This window comes from Clostridium sulfidigenes (assembly GCF_052067195.1).
GTDB classification, from domain to species: domain Bacteria; phylum Bacillota; class Clostridia; order Clostridiales; family Clostridiaceae; genus Clostridium_J; species Clostridium_J sulfidigenes.
The window spans coordinates 303,019-323,122 of record NZ_JBQHQR010000001.1; the positions used below are offsets into that span (position 1 = coordinate 303,019).

The 20,104-nt window shown below is 32.3% G+C and carries 20 protein-coding genes; 19 read left to right on the forward strand and 1 reads right to left on the reverse strand.

Annotated features, from left to right (window positions below):
- Positions 1-53 precede the first annotated feature (53 nt).
- On the forward strand, positions 54-1,064 hold the full coding sequence (gene holA, locus ACTNBA_RS01530; protein WP_441071983.1) for a DNA polymerase III subunit delta: 1,011 nt from the start codon (positions 54-56) through the stop codon (positions 1,062-1,064).
- A 61-nt stretch (positions 1,065-1,125) separates the two neighbouring features.
- Here the strand turns inward: holA and rpsT are convergent, their stop codons facing one another.
- Positions 1,126-1,392 carry a 30S ribosomal protein S20 gene (rpsT, locus tag ACTNBA_RS01535; RefSeq protein WP_035128853.1) on the reverse strand — a complete coding sequence of 89 codons (267 nt, stop codon included), beginning with the start codon at positions 1,390-1,392 and terminating at the stop codon, positions 1,126-1,128.
- Between the two features lie 229 nt (positions 1,393-1,621).
- On the opposite strand from rpsT, the gene gpr reads away from it, so the two are divergent.
- The 18 genes from gpr (at position 1,622) to yqfD (ending at position 20,100) form a co-directional block, all read left to right on the forward strand.
- Positions 1,622-2,635, forward strand: coding sequence for a GPR endopeptidase (gpr, locus tag ACTNBA_RS01540; protein WP_242844057.1), 1,014 nt, complete (start codon positions 1,622-1,624; stop codon positions 2,633-2,635).
- Between the two features lie 83 nt (positions 2,636-2,718).
- A complete protein-coding gene (locus tag ACTNBA_RS01545; RefSeq protein WP_441071986.1) occupies positions 2,719-3,747 on the forward strand; it encodes a stage II sporulation protein P in 1,029 nt (342 codons plus the stop codon).
- Between the two features lie 148 nt (positions 3,748-3,895).
- Positions 3,896-4,180, forward strand: coding sequence for a hypothetical protein (locus ACTNBA_RS01550; RefSeq protein WP_441071988.1), 285 nt, complete (start codon positions 3,896-3,898; stop codon positions 4,178-4,180).
- 152 nt (positions 4,181-4,332) lie between these two features.
- Positions 4,333-6,138, forward strand: a complete 1,806-nt coding sequence (gene lepA, locus ACTNBA_RS01555) for a translation elongation factor 4 (RefSeq protein WP_441071990.1) — start codon at positions 4,333-4,335, stop codon at positions 6,136-6,138.
- A 312-nt stretch (positions 6,139-6,450) separates the two neighbouring features.
- Positions 6,451-7,593 (forward strand): radical SAM family heme chaperone HemW, encoded by a 1,143-nt coding sequence (hemW, locus tag ACTNBA_RS01560; protein ID WP_441071992.1) that lies wholly within the window; start codon positions 6,451-6,453, stop codon positions 7,591-7,593.
- Positions 7,594-7,728: 135 nt separating this feature from the next.
- The gene (gene hrcA / locus ACTNBA_RS01565; protein ID WP_207656747.1) at positions 7,729-8,766 is read left to right on the forward strand and encodes a heat-inducible transcriptional repressor HrcA; all 1,038 of its coding nucleotides are present in this window, start codon (positions 7,729-7,731) and stop codon (positions 8,764-8,766) included.
- Between the two features lie 67 nt (positions 8,767-8,833).
- Positions 8,834-9,460, forward strand: a complete 627-nt coding sequence (grpE, locus tag ACTNBA_RS01570) for a nucleotide exchange factor GrpE (RefSeq protein ID WP_278245209.1) — start codon at positions 8,834-8,836, stop codon at positions 9,458-9,460.
- Positions 9,461-9,556: 96 nt separating this feature from the next.
- The gene (dnaK, locus tag ACTNBA_RS01575; protein WP_035128867.1) at positions 9,557-11,416 is read left to right on the forward strand and encodes a molecular chaperone DnaK; all 1,860 of its coding nucleotides are present in this window, start codon (positions 9,557-9,559) and stop codon (positions 11,414-11,416) included.
- A 166-nt stretch (positions 11,417-11,582) separates the two neighbouring features.
- Positions 11,583-12,707, forward strand: coding sequence for a molecular chaperone DnaJ (dnaJ, locus tag ACTNBA_RS01580; RefSeq protein WP_441071995.1), 1,125 nt, complete (start codon positions 11,583-11,585; stop codon positions 12,705-12,707).
- A 409-nt stretch (positions 12,708-13,116) separates the two neighbouring features.
- Positions 13,117-13,986, forward strand: a complete 870-nt coding sequence (locus ACTNBA_RS01585; RefSeq protein WP_035128873.1) for a YitT family protein — start codon at positions 13,117-13,119, stop codon at positions 13,984-13,986.
- Positions 13,987-14,256: 270 nt separating this feature from the next.
- Positions 14,257-15,192 (forward strand): 50S ribosomal protein L11 methyltransferase, encoded by a 936-nt coding sequence (gene prmA, locus ACTNBA_RS01590; RefSeq protein WP_441071997.1) that lies wholly within the window; start codon positions 14,257-14,259, stop codon positions 15,190-15,192.
- A gap of 26 nt (positions 15,193-15,218) precedes the next feature.
- On the forward strand, positions 15,219-15,971 hold the full coding sequence (locus ACTNBA_RS01595) for a 16S rRNA (uracil(1498)-N(3))-methyltransferase (protein ID WP_441071999.1): 753 nt from the start codon (positions 15,219-15,221) through the stop codon (positions 15,969-15,971).
- Between the two features lies 1 nt (position 15,972).
- Entirely contained in the window at positions 15,973-17,274 is a 1,302-nt protein-coding gene (gene mtaB, locus ACTNBA_RS01600) for a tRNA (N(6)-L-threonylcarbamoyladenosine(37)-C(2))-methylthiotransferase MtaB (RefSeq protein WP_035128882.1), read from the forward strand.
- 121 nt (positions 17,275-17,395) lie between these two features.
- A complete protein-coding gene (locus tag ACTNBA_RS01605) occupies positions 17,396-17,740 on the forward strand; it encodes a histidine triad nucleotide-binding protein (protein WP_035128885.1) in 345 nt (114 codons plus the stop codon).
- 147 nt (positions 17,741-17,887) lie between these two features.
- Positions 17,888-18,064 carry a 30S ribosomal protein S21 gene (gene rpsU, locus ACTNBA_RS01610; RefSeq protein ID WP_035128888.1) on the forward strand — a complete coding sequence of 59 codons (177 nt, stop codon included), beginning with the start codon at positions 17,888-17,890 and terminating at the stop codon, positions 18,062-18,064.
- 21 nt (positions 18,065-18,085) lie between these two features.
- A complete protein-coding gene (locus tag ACTNBA_RS01615; RefSeq protein WP_441072150.1) occupies positions 18,086-18,535 on the forward strand; it encodes a GatB/YqeY domain-containing protein in 450 nt (149 codons plus the stop codon).
- Between the two features lie 112 nt (positions 18,536-18,647).
- Entirely contained in the window at positions 18,648-18,938 is a 291-nt protein-coding gene (gene yqfC, locus ACTNBA_RS01620) for a sporulation protein YqfC (RefSeq protein ID WP_346848424.1), read from the forward strand.
- On the forward strand, positions 18,925-20,100 hold the full coding sequence (gene yqfD, locus ACTNBA_RS01625) for a sporulation protein YqfD (RefSeq protein WP_441072003.1): 1,176 nt from the start codon (positions 18,925-18,927) through the stop codon (positions 20,098-20,100). Before yqfC ends, yqfD begins: the two co-directional genes overlap by 14 nt.
- Positions 20,101-20,104 lie beyond the last annotated feature (4 nt).

Genomic DNA, 20,104 nt, shown 5'->3' on the forward strand with positions numbered 1-20,104 from the left:
AGTATTATGCTGAAATAAGTATTATACTGAATTAAAGAGTGGAGGAATTTTTCTTGATAACCTTAGAACAATTTGAAAAACACATAAAAGAAAATAAACTAAAAAATTGTTATATACTTTGTGGTTCTGATGAAGGACTTATAAAGACAGCTATAAAAAAAATAAGAAATTTAAAGATAGATGAAGGTTTTGCTGATTTTAACTATACAAGAATTTCTGGAGATAAACTTGATGTAGATGCTTTAATAAATAATTGCGAAACTATACCCTTTATGAGTGAAAATAGAATGGTAGAAATCTTTAGAGCTAACTTTTTAAGAGATAAGGGAGAAGATATAGATAGCCTTAGAAACTATCTTAAGGATATTCCTCCCTATACCTTTTTAATTATGTACTATGTATTTGAAGATGATAGAGAAAAACTTAGTAATAAGGTTAAGAAGCTTCAAAATGTATGTGAGGTTGTAAAAGTTGATAAACTAAAGGGCATGGGCCTTCAAAGTAAAGTAAAAGCCATCTTTGAAGAAAAGGGAAAGTCCATAGGAAAAAGTGAAGTTGGATACTTTTGCTCCATCATAGAAAATAACATGAACATAGTAGATAACGAGATAGAGAAGCTTATTTTATATACTGAAGGAAGGGAGATAACTAGAGAAGATATAATAAAGATGTGTCCCTATGAAAAGGAGAATGATATATTTAATTTAGTGTCCTATCTTTCAGAAAGAAATATAAAGGCAGCCATAGATACTTTAAATCAATTGATATATAGGGGTGAAAAACCACCTAAAATTTTATCTATGATAGAGCGTCAATTTAAGCTTTTATTTGCCATAAGAATAAAGATTGGAAAAGGGGTTAGAAAAGAAGACATGGTAAAGGAATATAACTTAAATCCCTATATTGCAGATAAGATGATAGTTCAAAGCAAAAAGTTTTCTCAGGAAGCTCTAAAGAAGAATATAGAAAATTGCATTGAAACGGAAAGTGAAATAAAAAGTAAATCTGTAGATCAAAAGAATGCCATTGAAATGCTTATGGTAAAAACCATGATGAATAAATAAAAAGTTTTAAATTAAATATATGCGAAAAAATAAATAACCGGTGAATACACCGGTTTATTTATTAAGCAGATAATCCATTTAACTTAGCTGCTAATCTAGATTTTTTCTTAGCTGCTTTATTCTTATGTATTATGCCTTTAGAAGCAGCCATATCAAGGGCTTTAACTACAGTTTTAAAGCTTTCTTGAGCAGCAGCAACGTCATTGCTAGCTAGAACAGCTTCAAATTTCTTTATAGTTGTCTTTAAAGAAGACTTTATCATAGTGTTTCTCATAGTCTTAGCTTGAGTAACTTTGATTCTTTTTTTAGCTGACTTAATGTTTGCCATTATTAATTCACCCCCTTGTATTTTTATCAATCTCTCAGCGGCAGCTTTGGGGAAGTCTGCTTACGAGTTTCATATAACAAAAGCTATTATAACATTAAATTTTACGTACTTCAAGTAGAATTTACCTTTAACATATTAGTATATGAAAGAAACTTTGGGAAAAGATAAATATAAATACTAATGTATATAGGAATGATATGAAAAATACCATAAATGAGGTGTAATGATTATGATGAAGGAAAGCAAGTCTAAGGATAAAGAAGAAGTAGTTTACAGTGTAAGGACAGATTTAGCGTTAGAAGCTAAAGAGATTTATAGTGAGAATAATCCTGGAAAATTATCAGGAGTAAAATCGGAGGAATACATAGATAATAACGTTAGAGTTACTGCTGTAAAAATATTAGATGAAGAAGGAGCTAAAAACATAGGAAAACCTATTGGTGAATATATCACCTTAGAATTTCCAGAATTCGTATACTATGATGGTGAGAGAATAATAGATGTAAGTGAAGTTATGGCTAAAGAATTATCAAAGCTGATTAATCTAAATGAAGATATGGTAGCTTTAGTGGTAGGGTTAGGTAACTGGAATATCACTGCTGATGCCGTAGGACCAAAGGTAGTGTCAAAGATAATGATAAGCAGACACTTAAAAGAATATGTTCCAGATAGCATTGATGAGGGTGTAAGACCAGTGTGTGCTATATCCCCTGGTGTCTTAGGACTTACAGGTATGGAAACCAGCGAAATTATAAAGGGTATAGTAGATAAGGTAAAACCTAGTGTAATAATTTGTATAGATGCTCTTGCTTCTAGGAAAACACAGAGGGTAAATAGAACTATACAGCTAGGTAATACAGGTATATCTCCAGGAGCAGGAGTGGGAAATAGAAGATTAGAGCTCAGTGAAAAGACCCTAGGAGTCCCTGTAATAGCCATAGGAGTGCCTACAGTTGTAGATGCAGGAACTATAGCTAATGATACCATAGACTTAGTTTTGGAAAGCTTAATCAAGTCTTCAACTAAGGGCGGGGCATTTTATAGCATGCTTAAGGAAGTTGACAGAGATGAAAGACAAACATTGATTAGAGAGGTTCTAGACCCAGAATTAGGAGGCATGGTAGTAACTCCTAAAGATATTGATAAAGTAATAGATAGTGTATCTAAAATAATTGCCAATGGCATAAACATAGCCCTTCAACCAGCTTTAACCTTAGATGATATAAATACCTATTTAAACTAAAGTAATAAAATTTATTCCCCCCTCATATAAATTATTAGAGTAATTAATTATACCTATGTATAACTCAAACAGGGGGGGATACGGTGAATAACAAAAGTAAGACAGATGCTGGAAAGTATTGTTCTAGAGCTATCCTTGCTATAATAGCAGTAGTCATGGTGATATCTATAGGTTTATCTAGGTCTACCCAAGCCTTAGATGATGATAACTTAGAAAGTATCAATAGAACTAATTTTTTTATGAAGCTCATAGGGCAAAGTGTCAGTACTTTAAAGCCAGCAGTAAATAAGGATGATACAAAATTTATAGGTAATTTTACCTTGAATCCTTTGGATATAGTTAGAAAGGAAATAAGCTTTTTAGACGAAGAAAATTTAAGGGATAAAACTGCTCTAGAGAATGTGAAGGAACATGCTAAGGTAGTACAGAAAATTACAATAAATCCTTTCGAACTAAAAGATACGGACATAAATAAATTTCAAGAAGGGGTAGATGTAGTTGGTGATCCTAAAGATAATTCTAAAAAGAAGATATTGATATATCATACTCATACTAATGAAGCTTATGCAGAAGGAAATGGTGGATTATCTACCACTGTAGCAGGAGTGGGGGATGTTCTTACTTCTGAACTAGAAAAATTAGGCTTTACAGTTGTCCATGATAAAACAATTCATGATAAGGCTGATTATAATAGAGCTTACCATGCTTCTAGAGAAACCATAAGTAAAAATATAAGTAGTTATGGAGAGTTTGATTTAATAATAGATCTTCATAGAGATGGTGGTCCTAGAAAAGAAGACGTTACTGGAAACATAAAGGGCGATGATGTTGCAAAGCTTACTTTAGTAACAACCATGCAGGACCCTAAATATCCTAAGCATATAGAAAATGTTAAATCCATATTTGCTATAGCAAATAAGCTTTATCCTGGATTGTATAGAGAGAGGGGCATTATAGCCTATGACCATGGAGGTATTTTATTTTACAACCAAGATTTAAGTGATAATGCTATACTCATGGAGGTTGGAGCAGATACCAACAAATTACAAGAAGCTAAAAACTCAATGAAATATATGAGTATAGTTTTTGCACAATATTTAAATTCTAAGTAAGGCATCTGAAAATAAATAGACGAGCATTCTGACTTATTTATTTTTTGAAGATGCCTAAGAAAGAATAAAAATATAAGAAAAAGTACATCATTAAATGTGAGGTGCTTTTTTTATTTTGAGCACCTATAGGTAAAGGAGAAAAGAGAAGATGAATAGTAAGACACTAAGGACAGGATTATGCAAGTTTTTAATAATAATTTCAGTAGGATTTATGATATACGGAATTTTAGTGGTAAATATGAATTTACCTCAGGTGGTTAGACAAAGCTCTAGTTTTTATGTAAGCTCTAATGACATGGATTCGAAGGTTAATATAAAAATAGGGGAATTTAATATAATCCTTAATGGTCAGCCTTTTAAGAATTTTGTTAAAGGCACTAAGGTTATAGGAGATACTATTAAGGAACTAGTATTGCCATCCAATGAAACTTAAAAGTTAACATTATAAAGTATATTGACAAGGAACCTTTATTTTATGGTATAATTTACTTTGGTTTATTATCTAACTAAGTATAGTTGATAATTAGATTAGAAAAGGTGACTTTAATAAAGAGTTAATATAAATTTACGGGGGTATTTGAGTAGATGCAAACTAACAGACAAAAACACATAAGAAATTTTTCTATAGTAGCACATATAGATCACGGCAAGTCTACTTTAGCAGATAGATTACTTGAAAAAACAGGTACTTTAACAGCTAGGGAAATGGAAGCCCAAGTACTAGATAACATGGAATTAGAAAGAGAAAGAGGAATTACAATCAAGGCTCAAGCAGCAAGACTTATACATAGAACAGAAGAGGGCGAAGAGTATATTTTAAATCTAATAGATACTCCAGGTCACGTAGACTTTAACTATGAGGTTTCTAGAAGTTTAGCAGCTTGTGAAGGAGCTGTATTAGTTGTGGATGCAACTCAAGGTATACAAGCACAGACCCTTGCAAACTGTTACTTAGCCTTAGATCATGACCTTGAAATTGCTCCAGTTATAAACAAAATAGATCTTCAAAGTGCAAGACCTAATGAGGTTAAGCAAGAAATTGAAGATGTTATTGGAATTCCAGCAGATGATGCACCATTAATATCTGCTAAAACAGGATTAAATATAGAGGATGTAATTAAAACTGTTATAGCTAAAGTACCAGCACCAGAAGGGGATGAAGAAGCTCCTCTTAAGGCCTTAATCTTTGACTCTTACTATGACTCATATAAAGGTGTAGTAACCTACATCAGAGTATTTGATGGGGTAGTAAAGCCAGGAACTAAAATCAAATTAATGAATACTAATAAAGTCTACGATGTAACTGAGGTAGGAGTATTTACTCCAGGTCCATTAAAGGTGGATGAACTTAGAGCTGGAGACGTTGGATACTTAAGTGCAGCTATTAGAAATGTAAAAGATGCTAGAGCTGGAGATACCATCACAGAAGCAGGAAGACCAGCAGCTCAACCGCTAGAAGGATATAGACCAGCTATACCTATGGTGTTTAGTGGAATATACCCTGTAGATGGAGCTAAGTATGAAACATTAAAGGAAGCTCTTGAAAAGCTACAGCTTAACGATGCAGCCCTATCCTTTGAACCAGAGACATCTATAGCTCTAGGTTTTGGATTTAGATGTGGATTTTTAGGATTACTTCACATGGAGATAATTCAAGAGAGGATAGAGAGAGAGTTTAATCTGGATATAATTACCACTGCACCTTCCGTTGTTTACAAGGTAGCTAAGACTGATGGGGAAATTATAGAGATTACAAACCCAACTAACTTACCAGAGCCAAGTGAAATATCCTATATGGAAGAGCCAGAAGTTAAGGCTTCAATAATATCACCTTCAGATTATGTAGGAGCAATCATGGAGTTATGCCAAGAGAAGAGAGGAACCTTCATAGATATGCAATATATCGAAGAAACTAGGGTTGTAATTAACTATGATATTCCACTTAATGAAATAGTATATGATTTCTTTGATGCTTTAAAATCTAGAACTAGAGGATATGCATCCTTTGACTATGAACTTAAAGGGTATAAGAGAACTCAACTTGTTAAGCTTGACATACTTCTTAATGGAGATGTAGTGGATGCACTATCTATGATAGTTCCAGCAGATAGAGCTTACCATAGAGGAAGATCCATGGTAGAAAAGCTTAAGGAGATTATTCCAAGACAAATGTTTGAGATTCCAATTCAAGCAGCCATAGGAGCTAAAATAATAGCTAGAGAAACTGTAAAAGCTATGAGAAAAGACGTACTTGCTAAGTGTTACGGTGGAGATATCTCAAGAAAGAAAAAACTTCTTGAGAAACAAAAAGAAGGTAAGAAGCGAATGAGACAAGTAGGAAGCGTTGAAGTTCCACAAGAAGCATTCATGGCAGTACTTAAAGTTGACTAGTTATTAGTACTTATAATAAATTAATTTATTAATGTCATGAAAATTCTTCGCAATGACAATAGGTAATCGGCGTAGAAACAATCATAAATTTGATTTTAGAAATTCTTAGTCGGAGCGTTATAAAATTACCGTAATTCTTGCCACGACGGCAAGAGCCGAACCCTGAGCCATGACGGCGAATGGTGAGGGTAGGTAAATTTATAAAAGCGAAGACTTAGAATTTCTTAATCAAATTTAGTTTCCTAGCGATTAACCTTGTCATGGAGAAGAATTTTCAGAAGTTAATGAAGTGGATATTAAAGGAGAAGAAAAATGGATACAGTAGGATTAAATACAGTGGGATTATATATTCATATACCCTTTTGTAAGATGAAATGTCATTACTGTGATTTTCCTTCCTATAGTGGTAAAGAAAGTTTAATGATAGATTATGCTAAGGCATTGAGTGAGGAAATTAAAGTATCTTGCCAGGATAAAATTATAAGCACCATATTTATAGGTGGGGGAACTCCCACCTATTTGTGCATTGATGGATGGAAAATTATAGAAAAAGCCCTAGGGGGATTAAACAGGATAGTGGAAGGTTTTGAGTTTACTATTGAGGGGAATCCTAAGACTTTTAATGAGGAGCAACTAAAAATTTTTAAAGCCATGGGAGTAAATAGAATTTCTATGGGACTTCAAGCTGTGCAACAGTGTCACCTTAATTCACTAGGAAGAATTCATTCCCTTGAGGATTTTAAACATAGCTATGAAATGTTAAGGAATTTTGGTTTCAATAATATAAATGTAGATTTAATGTTTGGACTTCCAGATCAAAGTTTAGCTCAGTGGAAGGAAACTTTAAGTCAGGTTGTAGAGTTAAACCCAGAGCATATTTCTTGCTACAGCTTAATCATAGAAGAAGGAACTAAGTTTTATAATCTTTATGAAAAGGATAAATTAATTTTACCTGATGAAGATGTGGAAAGGGACATGTATGCTGAAGCCATTAATTTTTTAGAGATAAAAGGATATCACCAGTATGAGATTTCCAATTTTGCAAAGGATGGATTAGAGTGCAGGCATAATAAAATATATTGGAATTTAGAAAATTATATTGGTTGTGGCTCATCTTCCCATTCCTATGTTAATGGCATTAGGTATAGAAATGAAGAAAAAATAGAAACCTATATAATGTCTATGGAAAATAAAAGCTCTGCAGTGGTAGAGAGTAATGAAAATTCCTTAAAGGATGATATAGAAGAGTTCATGTTCTTAGGATTAAGAAAAATAGAAGGTATAAGTATAGAAGAATTTAAGAGAAGGTTTAACATCTCCATTTTTGAAAAATATAAAGAGGTTATAGATAAGTATGTAAAGTTGGACTTATTAAATTTAAAAGGAGATAGATTATACCTTACTAAAAGAGGGATAGAACTAAGTAATCAAGTAATGGCAGATTTAATTTTGTAAATAATTTATCAATCAGATAATTTTGTAAATAATTTATGAATCATATTGACATTAAATTTTATAAGTGATATATATTAAATATAGTCATTAGCACTCGTGAGTAGTGAGTGCTAACAAAGAGGTGATAACATGGATATGGATGAAAGAAAGATTAAAATCTTACAGGCTATAATAAATGATTATATAACTTACGGAGAACCTGTAGGTTCAAGAACCATATCTAAAAAATACGATTTAGGAATAAGTTCAGCTACTATTAGAAATGAAATGGCTGATCTTGAAGAAATGGGATTTTTAGAACAACTCCATTCATCCTCTGGAAGACGACCTTCTGATAAGGGTTATAGACTTTATGTAGATAGACTTATGACCCCTAGCAGACTTACAGAAGAAGAGCATGAAACTATAAGACATGACCTGATAAAGGACACATCTATAAGTGAAATAGATAGTATAATTAAGGGTGCTATAGATGTACTTTCTAATATTACTAGACTAACTTCTGTAGTAAAAGTTGCTCCTGTTAAAAAGTCAAGTATTAAGTATATAAAGTTATTAGCAATAGAAAAGCACATAATTTTATCTACAATAATAACAGACAATGGTAATATAAAAAATAATACTATTAGAGTAACAAATCCAGTAGATGACAATAAGCTAGTAAAAGTGAATAATGCTCTTAATAGACTACTTGTAGGGATTAGCATAGAACAAATTACTCTAGATTTCCTTGTTAATTTAAAAAATGAATTAGTTGGTTACGAAGAGATATTTGACTGTATAATTCCTGTTCTTCATGAAACACTAGTGTTGGGAGATTATGGTGAAATTTATACTAAGGGTGCTACAAATATATTTAACTATCCTGAATATAATAACATCGATAAGGCAAAGGCATTTTTAGGGTTAGTAAATAATGAAGAAAACCTAAATGAAATTCTTAGCAAAGGAAACAAGGAATCTTTATTTATTAGTATAGGAGAAGAAAACTTTGTGGAGTGCGCTAAAGAGTGCAGTATAATCACTGCTAGCTATAGTTGCAATGGCCGTATTATGGGTACCATAGGAGTTATAGGACCTACAAGAATCCATTATGATAAAGTTATAGCTGTTCTTGATACTGTGGTTAATGAGATAAACGACAAGATCTCTAGCATATATGATCCAGATTAACTATGGGTTTATATATATTCAAAATTCAAAGTAAATGAGATAAACATTTAGATTGGAGGAAAGAGCATTGGAAAATAATATGGAAGAAAACCAAGAGCTAGATAAAAAAGATATGGAAGATAATGCGGATGAAATTTTAGAAAATGACCCTTCTGAAAAAGAACAAAATGAAGAGGAAGGCACTTCCGGTGAAGAAACCTCAGAGGTTAAAGAGGAAGATGATAAGGAAGATGAGATGAAAAAATTCAGAAATCGCAAAGAAGAAATTAAAGAGCTTAAAGAAGAAAATGATTCTTTGAAAGATAAATTATTAAGAACTGTAGCTGAATATGATAACTTTAGAAAAAGAACTTCTAAGGAAAAGGAAAATATATATACAGAAGCTTGTGCTGATGTATTAAAGGAAATACTACCTGTATTAGACAATTTAGAAAGAGCTGTTGCAGTAGATGGTAGTGCAGAAGATCTTAAAAAAGGTATTGAATTAACTATAAATCAGTTTACAGCTTCTTTTGAAAAGCTAGGCGTTGAAGAAATCTCATCTGATGGAGAATTTGACCCTAACTTCCATGATGCAGTAATGCATATAGAAGATGAAAACTTAGGAAAAAATCAAGTAGCTGAAGTATTCCTAAAGGGATATAAAAAAGGCGATAAAGTATTAAGACATAGTATGGTTAAAGTAGCAAATTAATCTATGATTTATAAAGATTTTAATCTTTAATTAAAAATAAATGTATATAGTAAATTAGAAGAAAATAAGTGTATTAATTTATAGGAGGAAATTACAATGGCAAAAATTATAGGAATTGATTTAGGAACAACAAACTCTTGTGTATCAGTTATGGAAGGTGGAGATCCAGTTATAATACCAAACGCAGAAGGTGCTAGAACTACTCCATCAGTAGTATCTTTCTTACAAGATGGTGAAAGACTTGTTGGTCAAGTAGCAAAAAGACAATCAATAACAAACCCAGATAAAACTATAATCTCAATTAAAAGAGAAATGGGAACAAATCATAAAGTAAATATAGATGGAAAAGAATATACTCCACAAGAAATATCTGCAATGGTACTTCAAAAATTAAAAGCAGATGCTGAAGCATACCTTGGAGAAACAGTTACAGAAGCTGTTATCACAGTTCCAGCATACTTCAATGATAGCCAAAGACAAGCAACTAAAGACGCAGGAAGAATTGCAGGTCTTGATGTTAAGAGAATTATAAACGAGCCAACAGCTGCATCTCTTGCTTATGGTCTTGACAAAATGGATACAAACCAAAAGATATTTGTATATGACCTTGGTGGTGGTACTTTCGACGTATCTATCTTAGAACTTGGAGATGGAGTTTTCGAAGTTAAATCTACAAATGGAGATACTCGTCTTGGTGGAGATGACTTTGACCAAAAGGTTATGGATTATATAGCTGAAGATTTTAAAGCTTCTAATGGAATTGATTTAAGAAATGATAAAATGGCACTTCAAAGATTAAAAGAAGCTGCTGAAAAAGCTAAAATAGAATTATCATCTTCTACTCAAACAAACATCAATCTTCCATTTATCACAGCTGATGCTACAGGTCCAAAACATATAGATATGAACCTAACAAGAGCTAAATTCAATGAATTAACTCATGATTTAGTACAAAGAACTATTGAGCCAATGAGAAAAGCTCTTCAAGATGCTGATCTTTCAATAGGAGAAATTGACAAGGTTGTATTAGTTGGTGGATCTACAAGAATCCCAGCTGTTGTAGAAGCAGTTAAAAACTTTACAGGAAAAGAACCATCAAAAGGAGTTAACCCAGATGAGTGTGTTGCAGCAGGTGCAGCTATTCAAGGTGGAGTTTTAACAGGAGATGTTAAAGATGTATTACTTCTTGACGTTTCACCATTAACTCTAGGAATTGAAACTTTAGGAGGAGTTGCTACTCCATTAATCGAAAGAAATACAACAATTCCAACTAAGAAGAGCCAAGTATTCTCAACTGCAGCAGACGGTCAAACATCTGTTGAAATTCACGTAGTTCAAGGTGAAAGACAAATGGCAGCTGACAACAAAACTTTAGGAAGATTCACTCTTTCTGGAATTGCAGCAGCTCCAAGAGGAATTCCTCAAATCGAAGTAACTTTTGATATAGATGCTAACGGTATAGTTAAAGTTTCTGCTAAAGACAAAGGAACTGGAAAAGAAGCTAATATAACTATCACAGCTTCAACTAACTTAAGTGATGATGAAATCCAAAATGCAGTAAATGAAGCAGAAAGATTTGCAGAAGAAGATAAGAAGAGAAAAGAAGCTATAGAAGTTAAAAACACTGCAGATCAAATGGTTTACCAAACAGAAAAAACTTTAACTGACCTAGGAGATAAAGTTTCTGCTGATGATAAAGCTAAGGTAGAACAAAGAATCCAAGTATTAAAATCAGTTAAAGATGGAGAAGATATAGAAGCTATTAAAAAAGCTACAGAAGAGTTAACACAAGAATTCTACGCTGTATCTTCAAAGGTATACCAAGCTGAAGGCGGACAGCCAGGAGCAGAAGGTTTTGATCCAAACAACATGGGTGGAGCAGCAGGAGCAGGAGCTCAAGATGCACCACATGATGACAATGTTGTAGATGCAGATTTTAAAGTAGATGGAGAATAATATTCATTAAATTATTTAAGGGATGATGAAACACTCATCCCTTAAAACTGATTTTAATGTTAAATTTTAATGTGAAAATTTAATGTTCCCATTAATACATGGTTGCAATTATACATAATATATCTTAATATATTATTCGAAGTAAAATAGGTGGTGAATTTTAAATATGGCTAATAAAGATTATTATGAAGTACTTGGCATAGATAAAAGTGCCAGTGATGATGAGATAAAAAAAGCTTTTAAAAAGGCTGCTTTAAAGTATCATCCAGATAGAAATCAAGGAAATGCTGAAGCAGAAGAAAAGTTTAAAGAAATAAATGAAGCATATCAAGTTTTATCAGATCCAGAGAAGAAACAGAGATATGATCAGTTTGGTACTGCAGACTTTAACGGAGCCCAAGGTTTTGATGGATTTGATTTCGGTGGAGGCTTTGGAGGCTTTGGAGATATTTTTAGCGATATCTTTGGAGGAGGATTTTCCTCTTCATCTAATAAAAATGCTCCAAGAAAGGGTGCAGATTTAGAATTTAATTTAAATTTAACCTTTGAAGAGGCTGTATTTGGCTGTGAGAAGGAAATTAAAGTTACTAGAAGAGAAAAATGTGAAACTTGTGGAGGCACAGGAGCTAAAAAAGGTACTACTCCTAAAACTTGCTCTAAGTGTAGCGGTAGAGGTAAGATAAATGTTCAAAGAAGAACTCCATTAGGAGTGATTTCTACAACTACAACTTGTGATGCTTGTGGAGGTAAAGGTACTATAATAGAGGAAGCATGCTCAACTTGTAGAGGAAATGGTAAAGAAAGAAAAACTAGAAATTTAACAGTTAATGTTCCAGCAGGTGTTGATACAGGTAATGTAATGCCGCTAAGAGGACAAGGTGAAGCAGGCGAAAATGGAGGTCCAGCAGGAGATCTTTATATAAATATAAGAGTTACATCTCATAATATATTTAAACGTAAAGGCTTTGACATCCATATGGAAACCCATATATCCTTTGCAAAGGCTGCTCTTGGTACAGACATAAAGGTTCCAACAGTGGATGGAGATGTTACTTATAAGGTTCCAGCAGGAACTCAACCTGGAACTGTATTTAGATTAAAAGCTAAAGGGGTTCCTAGAGTTAACTCTGTAGGTAGAGGAGATCACTATGTTAAGGTAATAGTGGATGTACCAAAATCTCTTAATGAGAAACAAGAAGAAGCTCTAAGAATGTTTATGGAGGCTAGTGGAGAAGCTCCAGAAACTACTGTGGAAAAGAAAAAACACAAAAAAGGAATATTTGGAAAGTAATAAAGAAATTAATATAACCACAAATATTTAAATATAGCTAAAGTCTTGTAATAGTTAGTATAGGACTTTAGCTATTTTTGGTGCTTATATATCCTATCACTGTAATTTTCAACAGAGCCAATTTATATTAAAATCTTAAATTTCAGTATATTAATGGTAAAATCAATCATTGGCAAAATAGAGATAACAATATGAATATTTTAAAAATTTAATAATTGACTTTTTTAGACAAAATATTTATAATATTACTGTAGAATTTAATGATATTTTAGGGTTTATTGCGCTTTTATTACTAGTGGTGTAGAAGTTAAGTTTTTAGCACATGTAAACCTTTTAGTCATGTCTGAATTATGTTAATTTCTACAAAATCATAAGATATAACTTTAATAAAAAGGTTGGAGGCAATAACATGAAAATTGAAAAACAAAAGATCTATGACATTACCATTGATACCTTCTATGACATCATTGGTAGTATACTTTATGCTGCTGGTATTTATACCTTTGCATTATCAGCTAACTTTGCTCCTGGTGGAATTTCAGGTTTATCAATAATTATAAACTTTTTTACTAAAATACCAATAGGTGTATGTAGTTTATTACTTAACATACCAATAATAATAATTAGTTATAAAGTACTTGGAAAATGGTTTTTAGTTAAATCTCTAAAAACCATGGTAATTTCAGCCTTCTTTATGGATGTAGTGTTTCCACTTATCCCAATTTATTCAGGAAATCCTATACTGGCAGCTGTGTTTGCAGGAGTATTATCTGGAGCTGGACTAGCACTCATATATATGAGAAATTCATCTACTGGAGGAACAGACTTTTTAATTCTTTCTGTAAGAAAAAAAGCACCTCACCTATCTATTGGACAGATTACAATTGCTATTGATGGTTGTGTTATCCTTCTAGGTGGATTAGTATTTGGAACTATTGATGCTGTATTATTAGGAATTATTATGACTATATCAAGTTCTACAATTATAGATAAGATTATGTCTGGTTTTGAAGCAGGAAAAATGGCAATGGTAATAACTAATCATGGAAAGGAAATTGCAGATGTCATTGGAAAGGAAGTTGGACGAGGAGTAACTATAATGAATGTTACCGGTGCTTTTTCAGGAGAGAGTCGTCAAATGTTAATGTGTGCTTGCAGTAAATCTCAGGTATATAATTTGCGTAGAATTGTAAGTACCATAGACCCAACAGCTATGACTATGATTTCTTCCTTTGATGAAGCCTTTGGTCTTGGATTTAAAGATAACCTAATTGACTAAGGCTATATAGAACAGTAGAATATTAGGAGCCGATGAAAATTACAGAGCCAAATAAAACTCTTTCTTGCAATAGAAAAGATTCACTATTGCCAAGGAAGAGTTATTTTGTTATTTTGTAATATGTGATATATAATTACACAATAAAGATTATTTAGTGTATAATACCATAGACATCTTTTAAAATAATGGCAATAATATTAATTAAAACCTATTAACTATTGTTCATATAACTTAAGTATAATTTAATGTATAGATATGGAGGAAGTAGAAATGGATCAGGATTGGATTGAAGTAACGGTACTTACCAGCAGTGAGGCTACAGAAGCTGTGGCTGGTTTTCTTTATAACTGTGATGTAGAAGGAGTTTCCATAGAAGATGTGGCAGATGTGGAATTTAAGAAGGAAAACCTGGGCTTTGCAGATTTTATAAATGAGTCAGTTTTAACTATTGAAGAAGGTGCTATGGTTAAAGGGTACTTTAAAGATAGTGAAAACTTTATGAATACACTAAACTACATAAAGGAAAGTGTAGATAAGTTAGGTGAATTTGGCTTTGATAAAGGTGAAGGCATAGTAACTTATCATAAGGTAAATGAAGATGATTGGGCAAATAATTGGAAGCAGTACTATAAACCAGCTAAGGTTGGGGAGCACATTGTAGTAAAGCCTACCTGGGAAGATTATGAAGAAAAACCTGGAGAGGTTGTAGTAGAGTTAGACCCAGGAATGGCCTTTGGAACAGGAACCCACGAAACTACAAGAATGTGCATAAAAGCTCTAGAGAAAAAAGTTAAGAAAGATACTACTGTATTTGACATAGGTACTGGTTCAGGAATATTATCTATAGCTGCAGCTAAATTAGGAGCAAAACATGTAGTAGGAGTAGATTTAGACCCAGTAGCTGTAGAATCTGCAAAGAAAAATCTGGAGTTTAACAAGGTAAATAACATCGAAATTCTTTACGGAGATTTAATGGAAGTAGTAGAAGGTAAAGCTAATATAGTAGTAGCTAATATCTTAGCTGATATAATCATGTTTTTAAGTGAAGGTGTTAGAGCCTTTATAGAAGATGAGGGATACTTCATAGCTTCTGGTATCTTAAACACTCAAAGAGATAAAGTTGCTGACAAGTTAAAGGCCCTAGACTTTATAATTGAAGAAGTCATGGAAGATGGAGAATGGATTTGTATTATTGCTAAAAAGTAAAATTGTGTGATGGGAGTATATTTAAAATGCATAAATTTTTTGTGGAAGATAATAGCATAAATGAATCTCTGTGCATCATTGAAGGCGATGATGTTAAGCATATATATAAGGTGCTTAGACTTAAAGAAGGGGATAAAGTAAATATCAATAACTGCAAGGGTGTTGAATATATAGGAGAAATTTTAGAGGTAAATAAAAAGGAAGTAAGAGTAAACCTAATTGAAAAGGTTGCTTTAAATAATGAAAGTCCTTTAAGAGTTCAGCTTTTTCAAGGATTACCAAAGGCAGCTAAAATGGATTTAATAGCTCAAAAGTGTACTGAGCTAGGAGTCAGTGAAATCACCCCTATAATTACAGAGAGAGTTGTAGTTAAGGGCAATGAGTCCTCAGAATTTAAAAAGGTAGATAGATGGAACAGAATAGCCTTAGAAGCTTGCAAACAAAGCAAAAGAAGTATAATTCCAACTATAAACCAACCTATAGATTTTAATAACCTAAAGGAAGAGATAAAGAACTTTGATTTAGTTATAGTACCCTATGAAAATCAAGAAAATCAAGGAATAAAATATGTAAAAAACCAAGTATCAGATAAAAATATAGAAACAGCAGCCATTATCATAGGACCTGAGGGTGGCTTTGAAGAGAATGAAATTCAGGCGTTAAAGGATGCTGGAGCATTTATAGTAACCTTAGGGCCTAGAATACTAAGAACGGAGACTGCTGGCTTTGTAGCTCTTAGCTTAATTATGTATGAGCTTGGTGACTTAGGAGGAAATTAAAATGAAAGTAGCACTATATACACTAGGATGTAGGGTTAACTCTTATGAATCAGAAGCCATGGCAGAAAAATTCATAAAAGAGGGATATGAAGTTGTAAGTTTTGATGAATTTTCAGATGTGTATGTTATAAATACATGTACAGTAACTAACATGGGAGATAAAAAGTCAAGACAGATGATAGGAAGAGCAAGACGTCATAATCCGGAGGCTATAATAGCAGTAGTTGGATGCTATTCACAAATTGCTTCCGATGAAATAGCACAAATTGAAGGTGTAGATGTAGTCTTGGGAAGTAGAAATAAGGGAGACATTGTTTACTGGGTTAATAGAGCAAGAGAAGAAAGTAAGCAAGTAGTAGAAGTTAAAGATGTACTTAAAAACAATAAATTTGAACAGCTAGCCATCAATGAATATCAGGATAAAACTAGAGCCTTTTTAAAGATACAGGATGGATGTAATAGATTTTGTTCATACTGCCTTATTCCCTTTGCTAGAGGGGGAGTTTGTAGTAAAGAGCCTGAGAAAATATTAAAGGAAGTAAAAGAACTAAGTAAAAATGGTTTTAAAGAAATAATTTTATCAGGAGTTCACACTGCTTCCTATGGAGTGGATTTAGAAGGTAATTGGGATTTAGTTAAAATCCTAGAAGAGATAAATAAAATAGAAGGAATAGAGAGAATTAGAATAGGTTCTATAGATCCAACCTTCTTCACTGAAGGGGTAATAGAGAGAATCTGCAACCTAGAAAAGATGTGTCCCCATTTTCACCTATCCCTTCAAAGTGGCTGTGATGCAACAATTAGAAGAATGAATAGAAAATATACAGCACAGGAATATAAGGATGTAGTAGAAAATCTTAGAAAGTATATGAAGGACGTGTCTATAACTACAGATATAATTGTAGGTTTTCCAGGGGAGTCTAATGTTGAATTTGAAGCTACCTATGAATTTTTAAAAGGGATAAAACTAAGTAAAATGCATATCTTTAAGTATAGTAAAAGAACAGGAACTAAGGCAGCGGAAATGCCTTTCCAAGTAGATGGGCTTATAAAGGAAGAAAGAAGTAAAAAGTTAATAGAACTAAATAATGCTTTAGAAGTAGAATTCATGGAGAAATTCCTTGGAAGAGAAATGAGAGTACTTTATGAGGAAGCTATAAGTGGAAAAGAAAACACTTATGTAGGCTATACAGAGAACTATATAAAAGTAATAACAGAAAGTGATGAAAACCTAGAGGGTAAAATAGTGCCTACAAAACTGGCAGCTGTAAAACAAGAAAACATGGTAGGAATCATAGAATAATACAAAATATAGATACACTAACATGGATTTTTAGAGTATAATATAAGATATGAGAAATCATATTATACATTATAGGAAACTATAAATGTAGGTTTTTACTACTGAGAATGGAGGTGAAAAAATGTCAGATTGTTTATTTTGTAAAATTGCAAAGGGTGAGATTCCTTCAAATAAGGTCTATGAAGATGATAAGATATTAGCATTTCATGACATAAGTCCTGAAGCACCTGTGCATATTCTTATAATCCCAAAGGAGCACATAAGCTGTGTTAATGATATAAATCATGAGAATAGTAGCATTATAGCTCATATTTTCGCCACCATACCAGAACTGGTAAAAAAACTAGGAATAGATAAAAGTGGATATAGAGTTGTAACTAACACTTTAGACCATGGAGGACAGACTGTTCCACATTTACATTTTCATTTGTTAGGTGGAAGAAATTTAAAATGGCCACCAGGCTAAAAATAAGGACTAAAAATATGTAAATAAAACTAATGAAAATCTTGACATAAGTTAATGTGAATTGTATAATTGAAAATGTGCTATTTAGGCCTCGCATTGGCTACTTTTAATTAAAATTAAATTGAGCTAGCGGAGGGAGGGATATAAATGTCAGAGATAAAAGTTGGAGAAAACGAATCATTAGAGAATGCATTAAGAAGATTTAAAAAGAAATGTGCAAGATCAGGTGTGCTTTCAGAAGTTAGAAAGAGAGAACATTACGAAAAACCAAGCGTAAAGAGAAAGAAAAAATCAGAAGCTGCTAGAAAAAGAAAATTTAAGTAGAATTTGAAAGAAGGTTTATTAATGTCATCCATTAAGGAAACATTACAGGACGACTGGAAAAATGCTATTAAACAAAGAGATAAGTTTAAAGCAAATGTAATAAGCATGGCTAAAGCTGCTGTTTTAATGGTTGAAAAATCAGGGGCAGGAGAAGTAGATGATAGTAAAATCATCGAAATTTTAGCAAAGGAAGTTAAACAAAGAAGAGATTCTTTGGTTGAGTTTGATAAAGGAAATAGACAAGATTTGGTTGATCAAACAAAAGCTGAAATCGAAATCTTATTACAATACCTTCCTCAGCAGTTAACGGAAGAAGAAATCCGAAAAATTGTTCTGGAGTCAGCCGAAAAACTTGGTACTAGTAGCATTAAAGATATGGGAAAACTTATGGCAGATGTTAGACCTAAGGTAAATGGTCGAGCAGATGGCAAAGTAGTTAGTCAAATAGTAAAAGAATATTTGAATAAATAAAGAACTCAGTTTACTGAGTTCTTTTTATTTTAAGTAATTTATCATGAAAAGAAATCATAAAATTTAAAAGAGAAACTTTGTAAGTAAAAATTATGATTTAGAGGTGATGAAATTGAGTGATAAATTAGTGAGGGTAAAGGAAAAGGTCATTTATGGATTAGACTTACCAGTAGATGTAGCCCTTAGTTTACCTAAAATAATAGTGATAGCAAGAAAAGAGGTAACGGTAGAGAATCATAAAGGGATAATAAAATTTAGTGACAGTGAATTAGTTATAAATACCAGTATTGGACCTTTGAAAATTCTAGGTAAGGATTTTGAAATTATATTTGTAGGAGGTACCACCATAACTTTAAGTGGATATTTTAGCTCTATGGTGTATGAAAACTATGAAGAAGATTAATAATTTTAATAAAAGCTATATAACTGTTCAAGTAGATTCCCTTGAAGGAGAAAAAATTCTCAATTATCTCTGGAATAAAAATGTCAGTGTGAAAAATATAAAAAGAAATAACGCCTTTTCTATTACACTAGAAATATCAGTATCAGATTATCTTCATTTAAAAGAAGCTGTTAAAAAAGTAAATGGAAAAGTAAAGATTTTGCATCGTAAAGGGATAAACTTTTTTTATCTTAGATTAAGTACTAGAAAACTTTTAATTGCAGGTATTGCTGCATTTTTCTTTATTTTATACTATTTGAGTAGCTTTATTTGGAGTGTGGATATAAATACAGATAAATATCTAGCTCCCCTTGAAGTTAGAAATATACTGAAAAGCTATGGAATAATGGTTGGAAGTAAAAAGGGTTCAATAGATGTTCTAAAGGTTGAAGAAAAGTTAGTTGCTGATATAGATGAAATAATGTGGGTTAAAGTTAGAATTGAAGGTTCTATGCTCACTGTAGATATAGTAGAGAGGCAAGAACCACCAAAGATAAAAGAAAAGGAGTACACAGGAGATTTAGTAGCTAAAAAAAGTGGAGTTATAAATAGAATATATACCAGTGCTGGAACTCCTGTGAAACAACTTGGCACAGTAGTTGACAAAGGTGAGATAATTGTAAAAGGTCAAGAAGGAAAAGAAGGCATGGAGTTCTCTGTAAAGGCTGAAGGAAAAATATATGCTACTACTTTTTACGAAGAATTTACAAAAGTACCTATATCTATTACCTCAAAAAGAAGAACGGGAAATAAGCAGGTACGATATGGAGTAAATGTAAACAATAATAAAATTTATATTAAGAAATCATTAAATAACTATACAACTTATGATAAAATAGAAGAAAACTGGGGCATCTTTATAAAAGAGACTTATTATGAAACAGAAGAGGTGGAAGAAGCTACTGACACTGACACTGTAATAAAGGAACTACAAAACAAAATTACATTAAATTTAGATAGAGGAGTTAAAATACTAGATATAACTCCAGAAGTTAAAAAGCAAGAGAAGGAATATGAAATTAGAGTATTAGTTACTGTAGAAGAAGACATAGCAGAAAGCCAAGTTGTAGCTACAGAAACAGAAACAGAAAGAGAAAAGGAAGATGAATCCCCTGAGACTTAAAAAG